General features: G+C 63.0%; 21 protein-coding genes. 4 read left to right on the forward strand and 17 right to left on the reverse strand.

Features of this window, described 5'->3' with window-relative positions; genetic code table 11:
• Window positions 1–10: 10 nt before the first annotated feature.
• The 6 genes from E4P82_RS10385 to E4P82_RS10410 all read right to left on the reverse strand — a co-directional run bounded on the left by E4P82_RS10385 (window position 11) and on the right by E4P82_RS10410 (window position 6,155).
• A complete protein-coding gene (locus E4P82_RS10385) occupies window positions 11–430 on the reverse strand; it encodes a DUF4019 domain-containing protein (protein ID WP_169248809.1) in 420 nt (139 codons plus the stop codon).
• Between the two features lie 62 nt (window positions 431–492).
• Window positions 493–1,647: a type III PLP-dependent enzyme gene (locus E4P82_RS10390; RefSeq protein ID WP_169248810.1), complete on the reverse strand. Its 1,155-nt coding sequence runs from the start codon at window positions 1,645–1,647 to the stop codon at window positions 493–495.
• 85 nt (window positions 1,648–1,732) lie between these two features.
• Window positions 1,733–2,947, reverse strand: coding sequence for an adenylosuccinate synthetase (locus tag E4P82_RS10395; protein ID WP_169248811.1), 1,215 nt, complete (start codon window positions 2,945–2,947; stop codon window positions 1,733–1,735).
• Window positions 2,948–2,974: 27 nt separating this feature from the next.
• On the reverse strand, window positions 2,975–3,892 hold the full coding sequence (locus E4P82_RS10400; protein WP_169248812.1) for a VWA domain-containing protein: 918 nt from the start codon (window positions 3,890–3,892) through the stop codon (window positions 2,975–2,977).
• A gap of 18 nt (window positions 3,893–3,910) precedes the next feature.
• Window positions 3,911–4,957 (reverse strand): hypothetical protein, encoded by a 1,047-nt coding sequence (locus E4P82_RS10405; protein WP_169248813.1) that lies wholly within the window; start codon window positions 4,955–4,957, stop codon window positions 3,911–3,913.
• 112 nt (window positions 4,958–5,069) lie between these two features.
• Window positions 5,070–6,155 (reverse strand): Ig-like domain-containing protein, encoded by a 1,086-nt coding sequence (locus tag E4P82_RS10410; RefSeq protein WP_169248814.1) that lies wholly within the window; start codon window positions 6,153–6,155, stop codon window positions 5,070–5,072.
• A gap of 130 nt (window positions 6,156–6,285) precedes the next feature.
• On the opposite strand from E4P82_RS10410, the gene E4P82_RS10415 reads away from it, so the two are divergent.
• Window positions 6,286–6,777, forward strand: coding sequence for a PaaI family thioesterase (locus E4P82_RS10415; protein ID WP_169248815.1), 492 nt, complete (start codon window positions 6,286–6,288; stop codon window positions 6,775–6,777).
• 13 nt (window positions 6,778–6,790) lie between these two features.
• Here E4P82_RS10415 and E4P82_RS10420 read toward each other — a convergent pair whose 3' ends face one another.
• The 6 genes from E4P82_RS10420 to E4P82_RS10445 all read right to left on the reverse strand — a co-directional run bounded on the left by E4P82_RS10420 (window position 6,791) and on the right by E4P82_RS10445 (window position 12,835).
• Entirely contained in the window at window positions 6,791–7,198 is a 408-nt protein-coding gene (locus E4P82_RS10420) for a PilZ domain-containing protein (protein ID WP_169248816.1), read from the reverse strand.
• 212 nt (window positions 7,199–7,410) lie between these two features.
• Window positions 7,411–7,695, reverse strand: coding sequence for a hypothetical protein (locus E4P82_RS10425; RefSeq protein ID WP_169248817.1), 285 nt, complete (start codon window positions 7,693–7,695; stop codon window positions 7,411–7,413).
• 94 nt (window positions 7,696–7,789) lie between these two features.
• Window positions 7,790–8,899, reverse strand: a complete 1,110-nt coding sequence (locus E4P82_RS10430) for an ABC transporter permease (protein ID WP_169248818.1) — start codon at window positions 8,897–8,899, stop codon at window positions 7,790–7,792.
• 3 nt (window positions 8,900–8,902) lie between these two features.
• The gene (locus E4P82_RS10435) at window positions 8,903–10,033 is read right to left on the reverse strand and encodes an ABC transporter permease (protein WP_169248819.1); all 1,131 of its coding nucleotides are present in this window, start codon (window positions 10,031–10,033) and stop codon (window positions 8,903–8,905) included.
• On the reverse strand, window positions 10,030–11,796 hold the full coding sequence (locus E4P82_RS10440) for an ATP-binding cassette domain-containing protein (protein WP_169248820.1): 1,767 nt from the start codon (window positions 11,794–11,796) through the stop codon (window positions 10,030–10,032). The genes E4P82_RS10435 and E4P82_RS10440 overlap by 4 nt, the downstream gene beginning before the upstream one ends.
• Before the next feature lie 4 nt (window positions 11,797–11,800).
• Complete coding sequence (locus E4P82_RS10445) at window positions 11,801–12,835, reverse strand: HlyD family secretion protein (RefSeq protein ID WP_169248821.1); 1,035 nt, start codon at window positions 12,833–12,835, stop codon at window positions 11,801–11,803.
• Window positions 12,836–12,994: 159 nt separating this feature from the next.
• Here E4P82_RS10445 and E4P82_RS10450 point away from each other — a divergent pair, with 159 nt between their 5' ends.
• Together E4P82_RS10450 and E4P82_RS10455 are read left to right on the forward strand one after the other, a co-directional pair.
• Entirely contained in the window at window positions 12,995–13,276 is a 282-nt protein-coding gene (locus E4P82_RS10450) for a hypothetical protein (RefSeq protein ID WP_211203107.1), read from the forward strand.
• Between the two features lie 75 nt (window positions 13,277–13,351).
• Complete coding sequence (locus E4P82_RS10455) at window positions 13,352–14,092, forward strand: dienelactone hydrolase family protein (protein WP_169248823.1); 741 nt, start codon at window positions 13,352–13,354, stop codon at window positions 14,090–14,092.
• Between the two features lie 135 nt (window positions 14,093–14,227).
• On the opposite strand, the gene E4P82_RS10460 is transcribed toward E4P82_RS10455, so the two are convergent.
• A complete protein-coding gene (locus E4P82_RS10460; protein WP_169248824.1) occupies window positions 14,228–14,440 on the reverse strand; it encodes a hypothetical protein in 213 nt (70 codons plus the stop codon).
• Window positions 14,441–14,863: 423 nt separating this feature from the next.
• Here E4P82_RS10460 and E4P82_RS10465 point away from each other — a divergent pair, with 423 nt between their 5' ends.
• Window positions 14,864–15,277 carry a bacteriohemerythrin gene (locus tag E4P82_RS10465; RefSeq protein ID WP_169248825.1) on the forward strand — a complete coding sequence of 138 codons (414 nt, stop codon included), beginning with the start codon at window positions 14,864–14,866 and terminating at the stop codon, window positions 15,275–15,277.
• 36 nt (window positions 15,278–15,313) lie between these two features.
• Here E4P82_RS10465 and E4P82_RS10470 read toward each other — a convergent pair whose 3' ends face one another.
• The 4 genes from E4P82_RS10470 to E4P82_RS10485 are packed head-to-tail and all read right to left on the reverse strand — an operon-like array spanning window position 15,314 to window position 19,527.
• Window positions 15,314–15,889: a nucleotidyltransferase family protein gene (locus E4P82_RS10470; protein WP_169248826.1), complete on the reverse strand. Its 576-nt coding sequence runs from the start codon at window positions 15,887–15,889 to the stop codon at window positions 15,314–15,316.
• Window positions 15,886–16,881 (reverse strand): XdhC family protein, encoded by a 996-nt coding sequence (locus E4P82_RS10475; protein ID WP_169248827.1) that lies wholly within the window; start codon window positions 16,879–16,881, stop codon window positions 15,886–15,888. Before E4P82_RS10475 ends, E4P82_RS10470 begins: the two co-directional genes overlap by 4 nt.
• A gap of 3 nt (window positions 16,882–16,884) precedes the next feature.
• Complete coding sequence (locus E4P82_RS10480; protein WP_169248828.1) at window positions 16,885–19,065, reverse strand: xanthine dehydrogenase family protein molybdopterin-binding subunit; 2,181 nt, start codon at window positions 19,063–19,065, stop codon at window positions 16,885–16,887.
• Between the two features lie 3 nt (window positions 19,066–19,068).
• Window positions 19,069–19,527, reverse strand: a complete 459-nt coding sequence (locus E4P82_RS10485) for a (2Fe-2S)-binding protein (RefSeq protein ID WP_169248829.1) — start codon at window positions 19,525–19,527, stop codon at window positions 19,069–19,071.
• Between the last annotated feature and the right edge of the window lie 293 nt (window positions 19,528–19,820).

Consider the following 19,820-nt stretch of genomic DNA (forward strand, 5'->3'; position numbering starts at 1 on the left):
GGACTTGGACCTATCGGATGTAGTAACCGGACACTTTCCATGCCCCGTCTTTTTGCCGCATCGGCGTAACGGTTTCAACCGCCGCCGCCTTGTTCTCGAACCGGGTATCGAACTGGATGACGACGTACTCGCCATCCGGCGCACCGGGCAAGCTGCGGGTAAAGGTGGCGGTCTTGAAGGTTCGCGACTTCAGGGCGCCCAGCGGTGCGCGCGTCGACTGAACCGCCTTCATCCATTCCTGCTTGGTCACGGCGCTCTTGAACAGCGTTGCGGCTTCGTCCCAGCTCTGCCCATACTGGGCCGCGTCCACCAACGCCAGCCAGGAATTAGCCGACTTCCGCGCCTGGTTCACCGCCTCGGTATCCGCCGCATGGACACCGGATACAGCGAGTACGAAGGCGAGGAACAGGAAGCGTAGCGTTGTTTTCATGCAGGGGCTCCTTGCGGGATCGACGGTTGGCTGGTGCAACGGGCGGGATGGGCCGGCCGGGTTTACAGGTAATAGGTTTTCAGCGGTGGAAAGCCGTTGAATTCGATGGCGCTGTAGGAGGCCGTGTAAGCCCCGGTGGAGAGCCAGAAAATCCGGTCGCCAATCTCCAGCGACAGCGGCAGTTGATACTTGTAATGCTCGTACATGATGTCCAGGCTGTCGCAGGTCGGCCCGGCCAGGATCACATCCCCGGTTTCGCCGGTTTTCTCGGTGTAAGCCGGGTATTTAATCGATTCGTCGACGGTCTCCATCAGACCGTTGAAGATGCCGACATCGGTATAGACCCAGCGTTTCAAATCGGTTTTCGATTTCTTGGCGATCGAAACCACTTCGCTGACCAGCACCCCCGCTTCGCCCACCAACCCGCGTCCGGGCTCCAGATAGATGGCCGGGACGGAGTCGCCGAAATGCAGGTCGAGATAGCGGTTGATTTCCTCCGCATACACGGAGAGCGGGTTGCTTTTCACCAGGTAATCGGCCGGGAAACCGCCCCCCATGTTCATCGCCTTCATGTAGATGCCGGCGCTCTCGATCTGGTCGTACAAGTCGCGAACTTGGGCGATCGCCGCGTCCCAGGCCGGGATTTCGCGTTGTTGCGAGCCGACGTGAAACGAAATGCCATACGGTTCCAGACCGAGATCGGCGGCCAATGACACCAGTTCCGTCAACATTCGCGGCTGGCAACCGAACTTGCGCGACAGCGGCCAATCGGAATCGGAGGTGACCGCATCCATCAACAGCCGAAAGAATATCCGCGAACCGGGCGCTTCCTTGGCGAGGTGGCGGACATCCGCCTCGCTGTCGCTGGCGAAAAGCCGGATGCCCTTGTCGTAGGCTTCCCGGACATGCCGCGCTTTCTTGATGGTATTGCCGAAGCTGAGGCGATCGGGCGTCACGCCGAGGTCGAGCATTTGATCGAGTTCGTAAACCGAAGCGATGTCGAAGCAAGAACCCAGATCCCGCAGCAAAGCCAGCACTTCCTTCCCGGGGTTCGCCTTGACCGCGTAATAGATCTTCGCGTTGGGAAAATGGGTGCGGAACGCCTGGAATTTCTGTCGGACTCGATCCAGCGAGACCAGCAGAAAGGGGGTCTCCTTAGTGGCCGAAAACGCGACAATTTTTTCCCATTCAGCCGGGGAATAAGCATTCGGATGCATCGGTTGCTTCCTCAGGTGGTGGATGGTCCGCGAAATGCGGCGCAACGATACTGCGATCCGGGCGTGCTTGAAAGCCCTGTCGTCATCATCCGCAAGGCATCAGCTCCCCGCTCGGACCGAAGCCGAGCAACGGCCGATCCAGACCCACCGCTTCCGTCGCCGCCGCCACGAAGGTTTCCAGCGAAGATCGATACTGGATGCCTCCCCGATAGTAACGCGCCGCTTCGCCGTCGAGTTGATCCAGGCAGGTGATGGCCAGACCCGCGTTCACGGTCAAGGCCGGATAGGCGGCCGCGTCGCTCAGATCCTCATGGATGGCGCGTCCCAGCAGATCCAGATCCAGCCAAGCGAACCGCAAGGTACCCTGATGTTCGTTGGGAATGTTCGTCGTATCGACGATTCCCGGATAAGGCTTTTCGGGTCGCTCGCGCGGCAGCGGGCCGGCGCCATGCCGGGTCAGATAGGCGCGAGTGACGTAGGTCACGTCCAGTCGCTCCAGACCCAGTTCGTCGGCCAGGGCGAGTACGTTGCGCAGCCCGGTGTTGGAGCGAGTGACGTGGGGGAAGCAACCGCGATCTTGATCGAGCAGCAGACCCTGGGCGCCTTCGAAAACCAGGGGTCGATCCCGAATCGCCGCCCGTGCCTCGGTCGTGATCGTGACATCCAGAAAGTGCCTCGCGTCCTCGACGTAGTGTTCCAAGATGGCGTCCGACCGAAACAAATCGGCGTTGGCTTCGAAGGTGTGCGCGACACCCAACCGGGCCAGTCGGGCCGGCGCGTACTCGCGGCGGATGGCGTCGAGACGGTTGGTCAACATCGATGGATCCGCCAAATCGGCGACGGTCAGCGCGAAACGGCCATCCAGGTTGCGTTCCAGGGTTTCGCCGAAACCGATGCCGCAACTGCCGTGCCGATCGGCTCCCCGTTCCCGCTCGACGATTTGGTTGATCATCATGTCGTAGGGGGTGGTCACCGGGCTGGCGGGATCGACGTAGACCGTTGGCGTGACGCCTTGGGCCGCCAACAAGTCCAGTTCCTTCAGGAACAGGATGGGATTGGCGACGAAAAAGCGCGATAGATAGGTGGCGGCGCCGGCCAGCGCGCCGCTGCCGACATGGCTGAATACGTGGCGCCGGCCATCCGGGGCGACCACCGTGTGGCCGGCCTGCGCGCCGCCGTTGAAGCGAACCACGATCGCATCGTCACCGATTTCCATCACATGATGAGCGGTCAGTCGACCCTTGCCCTCGTCGCCGAACTGGGCACCGATCACGACCCGAGCGGTTTTGTTGAGATGCATGGCGATGAACTCCTCCACATCCGTTCGTCAGAACCGCACCACGCCAGCCGCCGGGCCGGGGGAGGGTGTCAGCCCGCCCACGGCGCGCTGTACCACCAGGGCGGTCTGCCGCGATGACCAGCTTTTCGCCACCCGATCGCGGTCGCGGCCTTCGTTGACTTCGATCGCCGACACGATGACCTCCGCCAGCTTGGTGTGATCGGACAGGCCGATCACCCTCTGTCCGAGCAGATCGACCCAGCGGCTCCGTACCCCGTGCGGGTCGCGGCGTGCGTGCGAACCTTCCTCGACGATGACGTGGAAAACGTGGTACATGCGGCTGACCATGGTCAGCAATTCGTGGGAGCTGAAATCGCGTTGCGGCCGGTCGCCGATGAAGCGGGCGATGGCCTTGGCCGGCAAATCGCGCGGCGGCTCTTCGTCGCCGACCGTGAACAGATAGCCTTTCTTGCCGCGCTTCTCGAAACAATCGATCGAGGTATGCAGCGCCGCGAAGTACCACGGCAGGGTGTAGGACTCGCAGGAATTGCCGCCGCCGCCTTTTTCCAGCCAGATTTTTTCCAACTGGCGGGCGATACGAATGTCGGCCTCGAATTGCGTCACTTGCAACGGCGCCCGATCGTACAGCACATCGCCGATGCCGGCGCACAGGATGTGGGGATCGGACACCGGTTTACGGGCCAGAATCTCCTCGACCATGGTGCCCAGCCCCTTGCGGGCCAAGGCGTCGGCGATCATGCCCATCGAGCCGGTCACGTCCAGCCCGACCACGATGGCGGTCGATGCCGGGTTCAAATCCGAATCCCGCGATTCGCGCATGACCGCTCCCAAGGGGTCGAGAACCTTGTCCATGCCTCGCGAGGCGAACACGGCGTCGGTGGTCTTGTGGGCAGTCGATTTAGCGTAGCTTGTCCAATCACTTGGATTCCAGCGAGCGGTTCCCATGGCGTTCTCCTTCTCAGGTCAGTAGAGGTCTTGACGGGTCAAATCCAGCTCGACGAAACGGCGTTCGTCGAAGCTGGCGGGTAATACCTGGCGCTGCCAGGTCTGGTAATCGTCGAGGGCGCAAGCGCCGGCCGGCAGCCGTAGCCAGTCGATCATCGGCGGCGGCGCGGCCTTTTCGCGCGCCAGCCGCGATCCGGTGATATCGCCCAGCAGTTCCCGGCCCAGCGCCCGGATCGACTCCAGGTCGATGCGATGATCGCCCCGCCGGTGAGTCATGACGTCGATAGGGGCGTACTGGATGGTGGCGGCCGGCGCGGCGCGCAGCGGTTCTCCTTGCCGGACCGCATACCACCAACCGCCGAGCAGGGCGCCGCTGTGCGCTGGCGGCGAGATGTAATAGGTTTCGGTCGAAATGGCGTTGTGGACGATGCCGGCATAATCGAGATAGCAGGCCAGATTGAGCAGCGAGCTGACGATCCAGGCCACATGACGGGGGTCCAATCGGCCATCGTAGTGGTCGAGCACCTCCCGCAGCGGCAACAGGTCCGGCGTTTTCCGCACGACCAGTACTTGGCCGGCACCGATTTCGAAACAGCGGATAATCTCGGGCAGGCAGCGCCCGACTTCCGCCGCCATGCGGGCGTCGGCGCAGGGCAGGCGACCGATGGCGACGAGCGCGTTCGGGAACAGGTCGGCGTGCGCTCGATCCACCAGAGTGGTCACGATGTCGTCGCCGACGAACACCCGGCCCAATTCGAATTCGCGTTCCCGGTGGTAGCGAACGCGAAACTCCGTTTCGTCGGTCGCGCGTAACCGCAGCAAACCGGGCGTTTGCCAGATGCCGTCACGCAGCTTTCCGAGCGCCGCCTCGTACAACCGACCGAGATGTTGAAACACCTCGGTCGCCTCGAGCCGCGAGCACCGATCCGGATGCCAGATCGAAGCCAGCGCCCGAAATTCCTGGCGGGCAGTCTCCGGGTCGCCGCTGAACAGCCGTTCCGGTTCGGTCGGCGGGATCGCCAGCAGCGTCGCGGCGGACAGGGTTGGGTTAGTCGTCGTGTTCATCGCGCACCTCCATGGGCGAAGATATTAACATGATATTTGTATTTTACAATTATCATTTAATTAATTTCCAAAACGACATCGCATCCAACATGACCGAGAACGAATCAGTCGCTCAGGGCGTTTCGTGCCCAAAAATTTCCAGGGCCGATTCGATCAACCCTCGCACGGCGGAATTTGCCATGGTTTTGGTTTCCAAACCGCTGTCGTCCGACGCCGCTTTGGCCAGGGTGGCGGTGCTGTCCCGGACGATGCTGCCCTGATAAGTCGCCGCGCAGTTGTAGTACGGACAACTGCCGAAATACTCATAGTGGGTGGTGATGGTCACCGTTTGGCTGGAGAAATCGCCTTGATAACCAAAGTAAGTCTCGCCCCGACAGTTCGCCGATGACGTTTGCGTCAACCGTTCGGACTGGAGGGAAAACAGGCCCTGCGCATCCACCGTGCCGGATACCGCCAGGGTCCCGCCCGAATTTTCCGTGCCACTCAACTGGGAGCCGGTTTGGTTCAGTTTCAACTCGCTATTGACCTGCTGGTTAACCGCGAACGGGCAACTGTTGCTGCTCTGCGAGGCTTGGGATTGGTAGGTACCGCTGAAGTCGTCGGTGGGCGGATCGCCGGCCGTACTGATCCGGGTGATGGCAAAGCCCTGGGCTTCCGTGCGCCATTCCAGCCGGATGTCGTAAGTCTTGCCCTCGGCGGTAACGTTTTGCAACAGGAACGATCCGCTATTGAACGTCGCGGAGGCGCCGCTCAGGCTGACGCTCGCCGGGTCGGCAATATAGGCGTTGGGGAAGCGGGTGACGTTGAAATCGACCGCTGCGTCCTTGAGCGCGCCTTCCCGGTCAATCGCCCGGATCAGGATGGCGTGCGAGCCGGCGAGCAGGCTCGAATAGTTGAACGCCATCGAAAATCCGGCGTTGGCGGCATTGGGATAGTTCGGATAGGCGTCGCCCACATCGGAACGCCGACCGCCGGTGGGGATGGGCGTGAGGAGCGCGCCATCCACGTACAGTTCGACCCGGTCGATGCCCGCCGAGCCGACGACCCAACCGCGAATATTGGCCACGCCGGAATAGGTGTCGCCAGCGGACGGCTCCTCGACCGTCAGCACAATATCACCAGCCCAGACGCTCGAAAGGGACGCCACGCTCGAACCGAACAGCAGCGCGGACAGCAAGCTCTTGCAAATCGGATTCACGGCAAACCTCCAGGCAAACGCAATCGATCAGGCCGTCGATTCTAAATCCCCAAGGCGCGCGAGGCTCTACATCTTTTTTTTTGTTACACTTTATGCTTGCACACAGTCTAATCATGAGCGAGACCAGCCGATGAATCAGAATCAACAAGCCTTTCAGGACTTCTATCCCGACGAACTCAGCCATTGCTACGGTTGCGGCCGGCTGAACGAACAGGGATTGCAACTCAAAAGCTACTGGGACGGCGAGGAAACCGTGGCCCACTTGGAACCGCGACCCCATTACATCGCGATCCCCGGTTACGTGTACGGCGGCTTGATCGCTTCGCTGATCGATTGCCACGGCACCGGCACGGCTTCGGCGGCGGCCTATCGCGCGGCCGGACGCGAACTGGGCAGCGAACCCCCGTTTCGCTTCGTGACCGCATCGCTGCAGGTGGACTACCTGCGGCCGACTCCGCTGGGGGTATCGCTCGAAATTCGCGGCCGGATCGAAGAAATCAAAGGTCGCAAGGTGGTGGTGAGCGCGACGGTGACGGCGGCGGGCGAGGTCTGCGCGCGCGGTCGGGTCGTGGCGGTGCAGATGCCGGAAAACATGTTGCCGCCAGCCGGCGGGGCAGGTTGACCGCCCGCGCGGGTTAACCTGGAAAATCCCGCGCGAATCTGGCCACCCACTCCATCGCTGCTTCCTCGCCCGAAAGCTGCCGTCCTTCCCGTTCCAGGATCTGCCTCTGGTAGTGATTGATGTGGCAAATTTGCTCGATCATGCGAACCGCGAATTCGGTGTTCTCGTCGGCAAAGCGCACGCCCACCTCGAAATGACGGTTGGTCTTGCGACACCAGACAATGGTGCCGGTGACGGTGAACTCCGGTTCCCGGATCGGAATCGCGATGTGGATCACGCAACCCCGTTCGATGGAGGTGTCGGCGCGAAAACACAATCCACCCCGACTGATATTCCGTAGCCGGTTTTTCCAGCAGCTTCCGACATGGGCGACGCTGTACGTGATGGGAATGTCCGAGGGGTGGCGAATGAATTGTCGCATCGGCCGCACTCCACGCCGCGAGGTTGAGTGGCCCACTCATCCGCGCCGGCGGCGGGCGAGTGCTTTGATAGTTCAATTATAGACACCAGCATTTGCACCGTATCCGCCATCCATCCTCGTGTACCCGATGGCGGTCCAAGGGCGTCGCGGTTCGATTTGCCCGCCCGAGGGAACCCGAACTCCGTCATGACCGACAAGGCGGACAGGAGCGGCTACCGTTCGGTATCCGGCGGTTGGACTTCCTGGTTCTGCCCATCGGCTGGCGGCGAAATCTCTTGTCCCATGGTAACAATGTGCGGATCCGCGGCGGGGATTCCAGCCTGCCCGGTAAACGGGCGGTTGATGTTCAGGCTCATGTCGCCGCCGCGCGAGCTGGCCGGACACGGGTCGGCCTGGTAGCTGATTCGGCCGCTGGGATCGACGCACTTGTTGGCCGCCAGCACCGGCGTCGCGAGCAGGCTCAGCATGATCAATCCAGATCCAGTGGGACATTTCATGGCGTTCTCCGGTTTCGAAATGGCTCCGAGCGGACGATTCTAACCCGATCAAGCAGTTGTGGACGGAGTTTCGACCAGCCGCGATGATGGTCGTTTAATACATCCGATGACGAAACAGCCAGCCGGCCAGGATCAGGCTGACCAGGCCGATGAGCGCCATAGGCCAGTATTGATCCATCAGCAAGGCGTAAGAGTCGCCTTGCAGGAATACCCCGCGCAGCACGATGAGAAAATAGCGTAGAGGATTGATGTAGGTCAGCCACTGCACCGCTTCCGGCATGTTGGCGATGGGGGTGGCAAAGCCGGACAGGATTATCGCCGGCACCATGAACAGAAAGGCGCCGAGCAAGCCCTGCTGCTGGGTCACCGCCAGCGACGAGATCATCAGACCGACCCCCACCGCCGACAGCAGGAACAACGCCATCCCCAAGTACAGCGCGCCGACCGAACCGCGCAGCGGGATACCGAAACCATGGACCGCGATGGCCACGATCAGACTGCCTTGCAGCAAGCCGATCAACAAACCGGGAATGGACTTGCCGATCAGAATTTCCACCGGTCGCAGCGGCGTCACCAGCAACTGATCGAAGGTGCCGGCCTCGCGTTCTCGCGCCACCGACAGGGCGGTCACGATCAGGGTCACCACCAGGGTCAGCAGGCCGACGATGCCCGGCACCACGAACCAACGTGATTCCAGGTTGGCGTTGTACCAGGGGCGGATTTCGAGATGCGCCGGTGGCCCGGATCGACCGTGACGCGCTGCCCAGGTATCGTTGAAGTCGGTGACGATGCCGCGCGTGTAGTTCAGCGCCAGCATGGCGGTGTTGGAATTGCGCCCATCCAGGATCACCTGCACCGAACCGCTGCCGCCGCTCAGGATTTCCTGGCTGAAACGAGGATCGATGCGCAGAACCAGCAGCGCCTGGCGGTCATCGATCAGGGGCGCGACTTGGGCATCGTGATCGATCCGCGCCACCACCTCGAAGTTGCGCGAGCCCTCGAAGCGCGCGATCAGCTCCCGGGCGGCGGCGCCCTGGTCCTGGTCGTAAATGGCGATGGAAGCGTTTTGCAGGTCGAAGGTGGCGGCGAAGCCGAACACCAGCAATTGAGCGATGGGCGGGCCGATCAGCACGAAGCGGCTGCGCTTATCCCTGAGCAGGGCCAGCAACTCCTTCAAGGCCAGGGCGAGGATGTGTTGCAGCATGGATTACTCCAGGCGCTTGCGAGCCTTGCGACCCAGCACCGCGAAGAAGATCAGCATCATCAGCAGCAGGGCGGCGGCGTTGCCCAGCACCACCGGCCAGACATCGCCGGCCAAAAACAGGGTTTGCAAAATGGCGACGAAATAGCGCGCCGGCACCACATGGGTGATGAACTGAATCGGCGCCGGCATCGAGCCGATGTCGAAAATGAAGCCCGACAGAATGAAGGCCGGGAGGAAGGTGACGAGGATCGCGATCTGCCCGGCCACGAACTGGTTGCGGGCCACGGTGGAAATCAGCAGTCCCATGCCCAGCGCGACCAGCATGAACAGCGTCGAGGTTGCCAGCAATAGCCAGAACGAGCCGGCCAGAGGTACCCCGAACTGCCAGCGGGCCATGGCCACGCTCAGCAGCATGCCGCCCATGCCCAGCACGAAGTAGGGCAGCAGCTTGCCGAGCAGCAATTCGCCGATGCGGATCGGGGTGACCATCAGTGCTTCCATGGTGCCCCGCTCCCATTCCCGCGCCACCACCAGCGCGGTCAGCAAAGCGCCAATCAGGGTCATGATCACCGCCACCAGGCCGGGAACCAGAAAGTTGCGGCTGCGCAGGGCCGGATTGAACCAGACCCGTTGTTCCACCGCCGCCGGCAGGGTCAGCTCCTGACCGTGGCTGCTCGCGTAGGCTTGCAGCCAGCTTTGCCAGGCTCCTTGGATGTAGCCCGAGGCGATGCGCGCCTGGTTGGCATCGACGCCGTTCAGAATCACCCCGACCGGTGCGTCGCCGGCGGCCAGCAGGCGGCGGCTGAAATCGCCGCGTAACCAGACGATGCCGTCCACTTGCCGCTCCCGCAGGGCCTGCTCGGCGTCCTGGATGCTGTCGAAGCGGCGCGGACTGAAGTATTCGGATTGCTGGAAGGCGGCGGCGAAACTGGCGCTGTTGGCGTCCGGGCGTTCGATAACCATCGCCAATGGAATGTGCTGGGCATCCAACGAGACGCCATAGCCGAACAACAGCAGCAGCACCACCGGCATGACGAAGGCAATGGCGATACTGGACGGGTCGCGAAGGATTTGCAGACTTTCCTTGCGCACCATCCCACGCAGACGCATCAGGGCGCCACCTCGTGCGTTCATGCCGGTTCTCCAGCAGTTTGCGCCCGCTGCTCGATCAGCGCGATGAAGGCGTCTTCCATGGTCGGGTCCGATCGTTCGGCGTCGCGAAAGCGTGCCTTCGTTTCCGCTGGGGTGCCCTGGGCGAGCACCTCGCCGTCGGCCATGATCACCAGCCGATCGCAGTAATTAGCCTCGTCCATGAAGTGGGTGGTCACCAGCACGGTAACCCCCTGTTCCGCCAGCAGGTTGATGCGATGCCAGAATTCCCGCCGCGCCAGCGGGTCCACCCCGGAGGTCGGCTCGTCCAGGAACAGGATGTCCGGTTCGTGCATCAGGGCAGCGGCCATGGCCAAACGCTGTTTATAGCCCAGCGGGAGATCGCCGCTGGCCATATCGGCGTAGCGTTCCAGGTCGAAGCCGTCCAGCGCCCAGCGGATGCGTTCCCGCCGCCGCTGGCCCGTCAAGCCGTAGGCGCTGGCGAAAAAACGTAGGTTCTGCGCCACCGTCAGGTTGCCATAGAGGGAAAAACGCTGGGCCATGTAACCGATGCGGCCACGGGCCTGAGCCGCCGCGTGGCGCAGGTCGTGCCCGGCTACTTCGAGCTGCCCCCCGGAAGCTGGCAGCAAGCCGCACAACATGCGAAAGGTGGTGGATTTGCCGGCGCCGTTCGCACCCAGCAGGCCGAAGATTTCGCCCCGCCGCACCTCGAAGCTGACGTCCTTGACCGCGTAAAACTCGCCGAAACGACGCTGGACCCGATCCACCCGGATGACCGCCGCGTCATCGTTGGCCATGGTCGCCGCCATGGGCAGAGGAGGCGATTCCTCCGTGGTTGCGTCGTGCTCCCCCTGTAGGCGGATGATGAAGGCGTCCTCGAAGTTGGGCACCACCGGGCGGATTTCGACGCCCGCCGGTCCCGCGTCCAAGCTCGATAGATCGAGTGGCCCGACCGCGCGGGCGACCACCCGCACGCTCTCGCCCTGAATGATGGCGTCCGCCACGGCCGGCAACGCGGTCAGCCGCATTTGCAGGCGACGCTTGGGGATGGTCGGCGCGTTCACCAGGTAGCAACGACCGGTCAACGGCTCGCTGAAGCTGGCGGGCGTTCCCTGACCCAGCAAGCGACCCTGATGCAGCAGGATCACTTCGTCGCAGCGTTCCGCCTCGTCCAGGTAGGCGGTGCTGAGCAGCACGCTGACGCCTTCTTCCCGCACCAGGCGTTGGACGATGGCCCACAGTTCGCGCCGCGACACCGGATCGACGCCGACCGTGGGTTCGTCCAGCAGCAGCAACCGAGGCGGTCGCACCAGGGTACAGGCCAGCCCGAGCTTTTGTTTCATGCCGCCGGACAGCCGTCCCGCCAGTCGCGCGGTGAAGCGCGCCAAACCGACCATGTGCAACAGTTCGGCGTAGCGTCCGCGTCGTTCGACAGCCAGCACGCCTTGCAGATCGGCGTATAGATCCAGATTTTCCTGGACGCTCAAATCCTCGTACAGACCGAAGCGCTGCGGCATGTAGCCGATGACCGACTGTACCGCCAGCGGCTCGCGGCTTACGTCCAGATCCAGCACCCGCAATTCGCCGGCATCGGCCCGCAGCAACCCGGCGGCCAGTCGCATCAGCGTGGTTTTGCCGGCGCCGTCGGGACCGATCAGGCCGGTGATTCGGCCCGGCGTAACCGTCAGGTCGATGCCATCCAAAGCCTGAATGACGCGGCTGCCGCTGCTAAACGTCTTGCCGAGGCCGTGGCAAGCGAGCGCGGCTGGGGAGCCAGCGTTGACCACCGTGTTACTCCGCGCAGCGCTGGGGCGATTCGGCGGCCTGATCGGGCGGGCGGTCCAGCGAAAGAGTCACCGTGGCCGGCATGCCCAGGCGCAATTCGTTCTGGGGGTTGCAGACGAAGATCCGCGCCTGATAGACCAGACGAGTACGCAGATCCGAGGTTTCCACGTTCTTCGGGGTGAATTCGGCAGTGGGCGACAGGAAGCCGACCCAGCCGTGGTAGGTTTTGTCCGGATAGCTATCGGTGTGGACTTCGGCGGCCATGCCCAGCCGGATACGGCCCAGCTCCGATTCCGGCACGTAGGTTCGCACCCAGAGCGGATCGTTGAGGGCCAGAGTCAGCACCGGCGTCTGCGGCGAGGCCATATCACCTGGTTCCAGAATGCGGTCGCGCACGATACCTGACGCCGGGGCCAGCAAGGTCGCGTCGTCCAACCGTTCCCGCGCCAGCGCCAGCTCCGCCCGTCGCGCCGCCAGCCCGGCTTCGGCGCTGGCGATGTCCTCGGCGCGTGGGCCGGCAACAGCCAGGGCGTAGGCTTCCTCGGCGGCGCGGGCCTCGGCCTCCGCCGCGTCGGCGGTGGCGCGAGCCTGGTCGATTTCTTCTGGCGCGGCAAGCCGTTTCTGGCCCAGTTTCAGCAAGCGGGCGTGGCTGATTTGCGCCAGCCGGGCCTTGGCGACGAGGGCATCGGCCTGGGCGCGGGCCTGGCGGATTTCCTGCGGGCGGTTGCCGGCCTTGAGTTTGGCCAGCGCCTGTTCCTGAGCCGCCACGGTAGCCTGGGCCGCCGCCAGCGCCGCTTCTAGCTTGTCCGGTTGCAGACGTGCCAACACTTGCCCCGGTTGCACGCGGTCGCCTTCCTGGACCCGGATTTCGGTGACGTGCCCGCTGGCGTCGAACGCCAGATCCGCTTCGCGGATATCGACATTGCCGTACAGGGTAAGCCGCGATGTATCTTGCGGTCGCTCCTGCTTTTGCCACCACCAATAGGCGCCGCCGCCAACCGCGAGCAGTATCGGTATCAGCAACAACGGTTTTTTGTTCATGCCTGGGTCCTATTCCTTGATTGAGTCTGGCCGCCAACCGACGCGAACCCAGTATAAACTTGATCGAACGAGGCCGGCTTTTCACTTTGAGTCGGCCAACCTTTCCTCGGTCGGGTTTCGGGATCACCCTATTTTTGGAGCAACGCGATGCGGCAATTCATGATGAAAGTTCTGTTCAAGCACGAATGGATCACCTTCATCTGGATGGGCGTGTTCTTTGTGGCCTTCGGCGTCAGTTCCCTCAATCTGTTCATGCTGTTCAAGGCCAATTTCGATTTGTACCTGGAGCACGGCGCGATGGTGATCGACGACGGCGCCTTGCGGCAGTTGCTCGAACTGATCGCTTACGGTTATCTGAGCCTGCTGTTTTACCTGCTGTTCAAGGCGTGCGAACGGGTTCTGGTCGAGCGTCTGACCCAGGGCGGGCGCTCCGAGCGGTGAACCCGGCGCGACGCGGGCAGGTCCATTAAGCAAGCCGGCCACGGGCCGAGTCATTCACGGCGGGGAGATCGAGCAATGAGAAACTGGATAACCGCGACGTTGTTGAGTTTGACGCCGCTGCTGGCGCTGGGCGCCACCGGCCAAGCCGTGACCTATACGGTCAACGGTCAGCCCTACGAGGGTTATTACGTCAGCCCGAATGCACAGGCGCCGCTGGTGCTGTTGATTCACGACTGGGACGGCCTGACCGATTACGAGATCAAGCGCGCCGACATGCTGGCCGAAAAGGGTTATGCGGTGTTTGCGGCGGATCTGTTCGGCAAGGGTGTGCGGCCGACCGAAATGACCGACAAGCGCCAGCACACCGGCGAGCTCTACAAGGACCGCGAGAAAATGCGCGCCTTGATGATGGGAGCGCTCGATACCGCCCGCGCCAAGGGCGCGAACACCGGCAACACGGTCGTCATGGGTTACTGCTTCGGGGGCGCGGCGGTGCTGGAATTGGCACGTTCCGGCGCCGACCTGAAAGGTTTCGCGACCTTTCACGGTGGTCTCGAAACCCCGGCGGGGCAGGATTACACCCAGACCAAGGGCGAAATCCTGGTGATGCACGGCACCGCCGACACCGCCGTCACCATGGATCAGTTCGCCGCGCTGGCCAAGGCATTGGAGGCGGCGGGCGTCAAGCATGAGATGGTGACCTACGGCGGCGCCCCCCACGCCTTCACGATATTCGGTGACGAGCGCTATCGGGAAGACGCCGATCGCAAGTCTTGGGCGCTGTTCAACGAGTTTTTGACCCGGTTGCTGAAATAGCGGTCCGGCGCGCGGCGGGCGTGGCGCGGGAAGCTCCCGCGCGGGAGTGCCTGTCGACGCGTGGCGGATCCGGTGCCGGGTGAAGGCGGCGGCGGGAGTTTCGAGGAATCGCCAGTCCGCGCCGCCGGACCGTGGTCACTCCGCTTGTCTTTCGACCCGCGCCCCTTCCATCTCGCTGGACCATTCCGTGTCCAGCACGGCGCTCAGCATATCTGGAAACGTCTGGCAATCGCCCAGCGGCGTCGCGGCGCCATCCGCGCGGATCAACTGATAATCGCCGGCCCCGGTCCAGTTGGTCTCGATCGTCACTTTGCAATCGTCGGCGTAAAAATCGATGGACCCGTTCATGACAGCCTGTTCCTCGTCGTGGAAAAAGTAGGGTGCCGCTCTTGACCTGCAAGCCAGGGCGAGCGAGCTACGGACCATGGACCTTGAGCAGAATCCATGCCATTCGGTCTCGGTTCGCGTGAAGCAAGGCCAGTGTTTGAACGAGCGCGGCTGGGAGCCATGCCCTGGCCGATCGGTCTGTCGCCGCGCCGATGGCCCGAAACGGTGACGACGACAGCCAACCGTTCGCATTGACCGGCCCACAGGTTCAGATTGGTGGGGTCGGGCCGCGTTGCCGCGCGTCGAGCCAGTGCTTTCCCCCGGTATTTCAGTTCGGCTCGCGACGACAAGGCGGCAATGCCGCTAAACCATTGCCGAGTTTCGCTCTGGCACGGATTTTATGATAGCGTCGAATCCATCCGCCATCGCTCACCAGGTGACCGCATGAGTTCCGATCCCTACTCGAACAACACCGACGCCGAGCATCATGTACAACTCAGCTTGGCGCAAACCTTGTGCGAAGCCGCCAGCACCGGCGTGGACACGGCTCTGGCCCGCGAAATCCTCGATCAACTGGTTGCGTACAGCGACGTGCATTTCCTGTCCGAACAACTGTTGATGCGTTTATGCAGCTATCCAGATTACGATGATCACCTGTCGGACCACGATCGCCTGATGCTGAAACTGGAAGCGGCCAGGCAACGCGACGGCGAAGAGCAGACTCTCACCCCACCCGCAGCAGAAGCTATTCTGGCGTTGTTGGCTCAGCACATCAGCACGCGGGATCGGCGTTTCGTCGATTTTTTTCGGGACTGGTCCCGGCACGCCGCCAAACCGGAATCGCCGCCGATTACCTGATCCGTGGCCGGTGATATCGGATGGCTGTCCGCGTTGTCATGGAGAAGAAAGCGGCGCGAGATCGGCGGGCGTATCGATATCCTTGAGGATGCCGGAGTCCTCGCAAGCCAGCCACCGCACCTGCTCGGCATGATCGCGCAGGATCGACCGGGCGCCTTCATCGCCTGTCAGTTGCGTTAGCCGCTCGAAATACGCTCGGCCAAACCCGACCGGATGCCCTCGCCGCCCGTGAAACACGGGGGCAGCCAGCGTCGTAGGTCGTTCGATGGCATCGGCGACTTGGGCGATGGTTTCGGATCGAATGAAAGGCATATCGGCCAACGCCACGATCCAGGCAGACGCTTGTGGAGTCTGGCGCACCGCCCAGGCAAGACTGGTTCCCATGCCATCTTCCGCCCGAGGACAGACCGTGACCGGAAACCCGTCCTCGGCTAACAATCGGGCCAGCAACGGATCGCCGGGATTGACGACCGCCAGCACGTTGGGCACGGCGGCACGCAAATGGCGAGCGGCGATCAGCGCCATGGGAATGCCATCGGCCAACGGTTGCAACAATTTGTTCGCGCCGAAACGCCGAGAAAAGCCCGCTGCGAGCAGAATGCCCTGCTTCACGATGCAGCGACGCCACTGGCCGCCGTGATGGCAGATCGGGGTCGAACAGGTGCCAGTTCAATGCCATGGCGCAGCGCGGTCAGTTCGGCCAGGATGGCAATCGCGATCTCCGGCGGGGTGCGACTACCGATCGGCAGACCGACCGGACCGCGCAGGCGGGCCAGCTCCTCGGGCGTCACGTCAAGTAGCGCCAGACGTTCGCGGCGTCGCGCCGTGGTGGTGGCCGAACCGAGCGCGCCGACGTAGAACGCATCGGTTTTCAGCGCCTCCATTAAAGCCATGTCGTCCAATCTCGGATCGTGAGTGAGAGCGACGATGGCGGTGCGCCGGTCGGGCACGATGGCGCGTACCACGTCGTCGGGCATCCCCGGCAACAGCTCCGCGCCAGCCACGGTCCATTCCCGCACGTACTCGGCGCGCGGATCGCAGACCAGCACCCGGTAATCGAGCGCTTGCGCCATGGACGCCAAATAAAACGAAATCTGGCCGGCGCCGATGAGCAGCAGGCGCCAGCGCGGGCCAAAAATCTGGGTCAGCACCTTACCATCGAAGGTCGGCGAATCCTCCGGCGTCGCCGGTTGGAAACTCGTCGCGCCGTCGGCGAGCTGCACCCGCCGTGCCAGTAATTCGCCGCGCTCCAGCGCCGCCAATGCCGGTCGCAGGGTCTCGACGCCGGCTAGCGGCTCTACCACCAGTTGCAGCGTCCCACCGCAGGGTAGGCCGAAGCGGCGCGCATCCTCGGCCGTCACCCCGTATTTCACTACCTCGCAAGTGCTGGGAAAGCGAGCGCGGAGTCGGGTGGCGAGATCATCCTCGACGCAGCCACCCGATACCGAACCGCACGGCTGCCCGTCCTCGTCGAGCGCCAGCAGCGCCCCGACCGGACGCGGCGCCGAACCCCAGGTGGCGACCACCGTGACCAGCGCCACCCGCCGCCCCGCTTCCAGCCAATCGATGGCCCGCCGCAGAACAGCGATATCCAAACTGTCCACGGTTCAGGCTTTGAGCGCTGCTGGATCGATGGGCAGGTCGCGCACCCGCTTGCCGGTGGCAGCATACAGCGCGTTGGCTACCGCTGGCGCAATCGGCGGCACGCCCGGCTCACCGACGCCGGTGGGGTGCGCTTCGCTCGGCACGATATGGACCTCGATCTTCGGCATTTCTCCGATGCGCAACAGCGGATAATCGGCGTAGTTGCTTTGCTCCACTCGACCGTCCTTGAGGGTGATTTTGCCGTGCAGCGCCGCCGTCAGCCCAAAACCGATGCCGCCTTGCATCTGGGCCTCGATCACGTTCGGGTTGACCGCGACCCCGCAATCCACGGCACAGACCACGCGATCCACCTTGAAATTTCCGTCTGGCTGCACGGTCACTTCGGCGACCTCGGCGACGAAGGAGTCGAACGATTCGTGCACGGCGATGCCCAGACCTCGACCTTTGGGCAGCGGCGAACCCCAACCGGCTTTTTCGGCTGCCAGTTCCAACACCACCCGATGGCGCGGATGGTCGGCCAGCAAGGCGCGGCGATATTCGTAGGGATCCTGACCGGCAGCGGCGGCCAGCTCGTCGATGAAAACTTCGACGGCGAAAGCGGTGTGCGTGTGGCCGACGCTGCGCCACCACAAGACCGGAATGCCGTTTTGAGTGCTATGCAGTTCCACACGCAGGTTAGGAACGGCGTAGGACAAGTTGGACGCGCCTTCGACCGACGTGAAGTCGATCCCATCCTTTATCATCCCCCCGAACGGCGTGCCGGCCAGAATGGATTGACCGACGATGCGTTGCAGCCAAGCCGCTGGCTTGCCCTGGGCGTCCAAACTAGCGGCGATGCGATGTACGAACAAGGGTCGATAGTAACCGCCCTTGATGTCGTCCTCGCGCGTCCACATCAGTCGGATCGGCGCGTTCAACTCGCGGGTTGCTTTGGCGGTCGCCACTGCCTCGGCGATGTAATCCGAGGTGGGATTGGCGTGGCGACCGAAGCTGCCGCCAGCCAAGGTAGTATGAATCGTGACCTGCTCCGGCTGGAGGCCGGCGATTTTCGCGGCAATGGCTTGATCGAGCGTCTGCAACTGGGAACCCGCCCAAATCTCGCAGGCATCATCCTTCAACTGCACCACGCAGACTAGAGGTTCCATCGGAGCGTGGGCGAGATAGGGAAACGTGAAAGTGGCTTCCAGCGTCTTCGCCGCTTTGCTCAGCGCTTGCGCGGCATCGCCGTGATCGGCAGCGACTTTGCCCGCCGTCTTGGCGAGCGCGAGATACTGCTCGCGCAAGGCGTCGCTCGATACCTTGGCCGCGTCGGTTTCGTCCCATTCGACGATCAAAGCGTCCCGCCCTTTCTTGGCTGCCCAGAAATCGCGAGCGACCACCGCTACGCCTTGCGGAATCTGCACCACCGCCTTGACGCCCGGCACCGCGCGAGCGGTGTCAGCCTTGATGCTTTTCACCTTGACGCCGAACAGCGGCGGGCGGACCACCAGCGCCGTCAACAGGCCGGGCAATTTGAGGTCTCCGGCGAACTGGGCTTGTCCGGTGGCTTTCGTTTGACCGTCCTTGCGCGGCAGGCTCTTGCCGATGATTTTCCACTCGGCGGGCGCTTTCAGCTTCACGCTTTGCGGCGGCGTCAATTCGGCGGCCTTGGCGACCAGTTCGCCGTACGTGGCCCGGCGTTGGGATTGGAGATGGACGACACTGCCGCTCTCGGCCTTAAGAGCACTCGGTTCCACTGTCCAAAGGGCGGCGGCGGCGGCGATCAGCATCTCGCGCGCGGCGGCGCCCGCTTGGCGCAACTGGTCCCAGGAATTGTTGAGGCTGGTGCTGCCGCCGGTTCCCTGCGCGGTTCCACCCCAAGCCAAGTTGCCGTAGAGCTTGGCGTCGGCCGGTGCGGATTCGACCCGAATCTGCTCCCACGGGACTTCCAGTTCCTCGGCGACCAGCATCGGCAGGCCGGTGTAGACGCCTTGCCCCATTTCCAAGTGTTTCACCAGCACAGTGACGGTGTTGTCCGGCGCGATGCGAAGAAAGGCATTGGGAGCGAACGAGGCGGCCGTGGAAGCGGCGGTTTGCCGGGCGGCGCGGCCGGGCGACAGATAAAAACCGAGGGTCAGTCCGGCGCCGAGCGCAGCGCCGGCTTTCAGAAAAGTCCGGCGGCCAGGATTGTCGATCGCGTGCATGGCTCAGGCTCCCAAGGTTTTGGCCGCGTCGTGAACGGCGGCGCGAATCCGGGCGTAGGTGGCGCAACGGCACAGGTTGCCGGACAAAGCTGCGTCGATGTCGGCGTCGGTCGGGCGCGGGTTGCTGGCCAACAGCGCCGCCGCGCTCAGGATCTGGCCCGGCTGGCAATAGCCGCACTGGGACACTTCCTGCTGGACCCACGCCTGCTGTAGCGCCTGAACGACCGAATTTTCGGCGGTTTCGATGGTGGTGATCCGGCTGCCGACGACCGCCGAGACGGGCAGTACGCAGGAACGCATCGGGTTGCCGTTGACGTGGACGGTGCAGGCACCACAAACGGCCACGCCGCAGCCATACTTGGTGCCGGTGAGTCCCAGGGTGTCGCGCAACACCCACAACAACGGGGTATCGGGCGGCGCGTCAACCTCGTACTTGTGGCCATTCACAGTGAGTTCGGTCATGTCGGGTTCCTCTCTAGAAGCACGGCAACAGTCGAAACGGGTTTGGAATGGAGCGGACGGTGGCCCGGCGGTTGAACCATTGGCGCATCCGATGACGGGGTTTGAGATGCCGGTAATTTTATACCCGAACTCATTGCATTATATCGGAGTCCATGGCTATGAATTGGACCGGTCCATGTTGATCCGGGTTGACCGGACCAATCCGATCCGATATCTATTCTTGAAAATCCATGTCCGTGTTCGGTGTATTGAGAATCAATCCCGTCATCTTGTTCCCTTGCTTTACTCGCCGG

Origin of the sequence: Candidatus Competibacter phosphatis, assembly GCF_012939995.1 — a bacterium.
GTDB lineage: Bacteria > Pseudomonadota > Gammaproteobacteria > Competibacterales > Competibacteraceae > Competibacter > Competibacter phosphatis.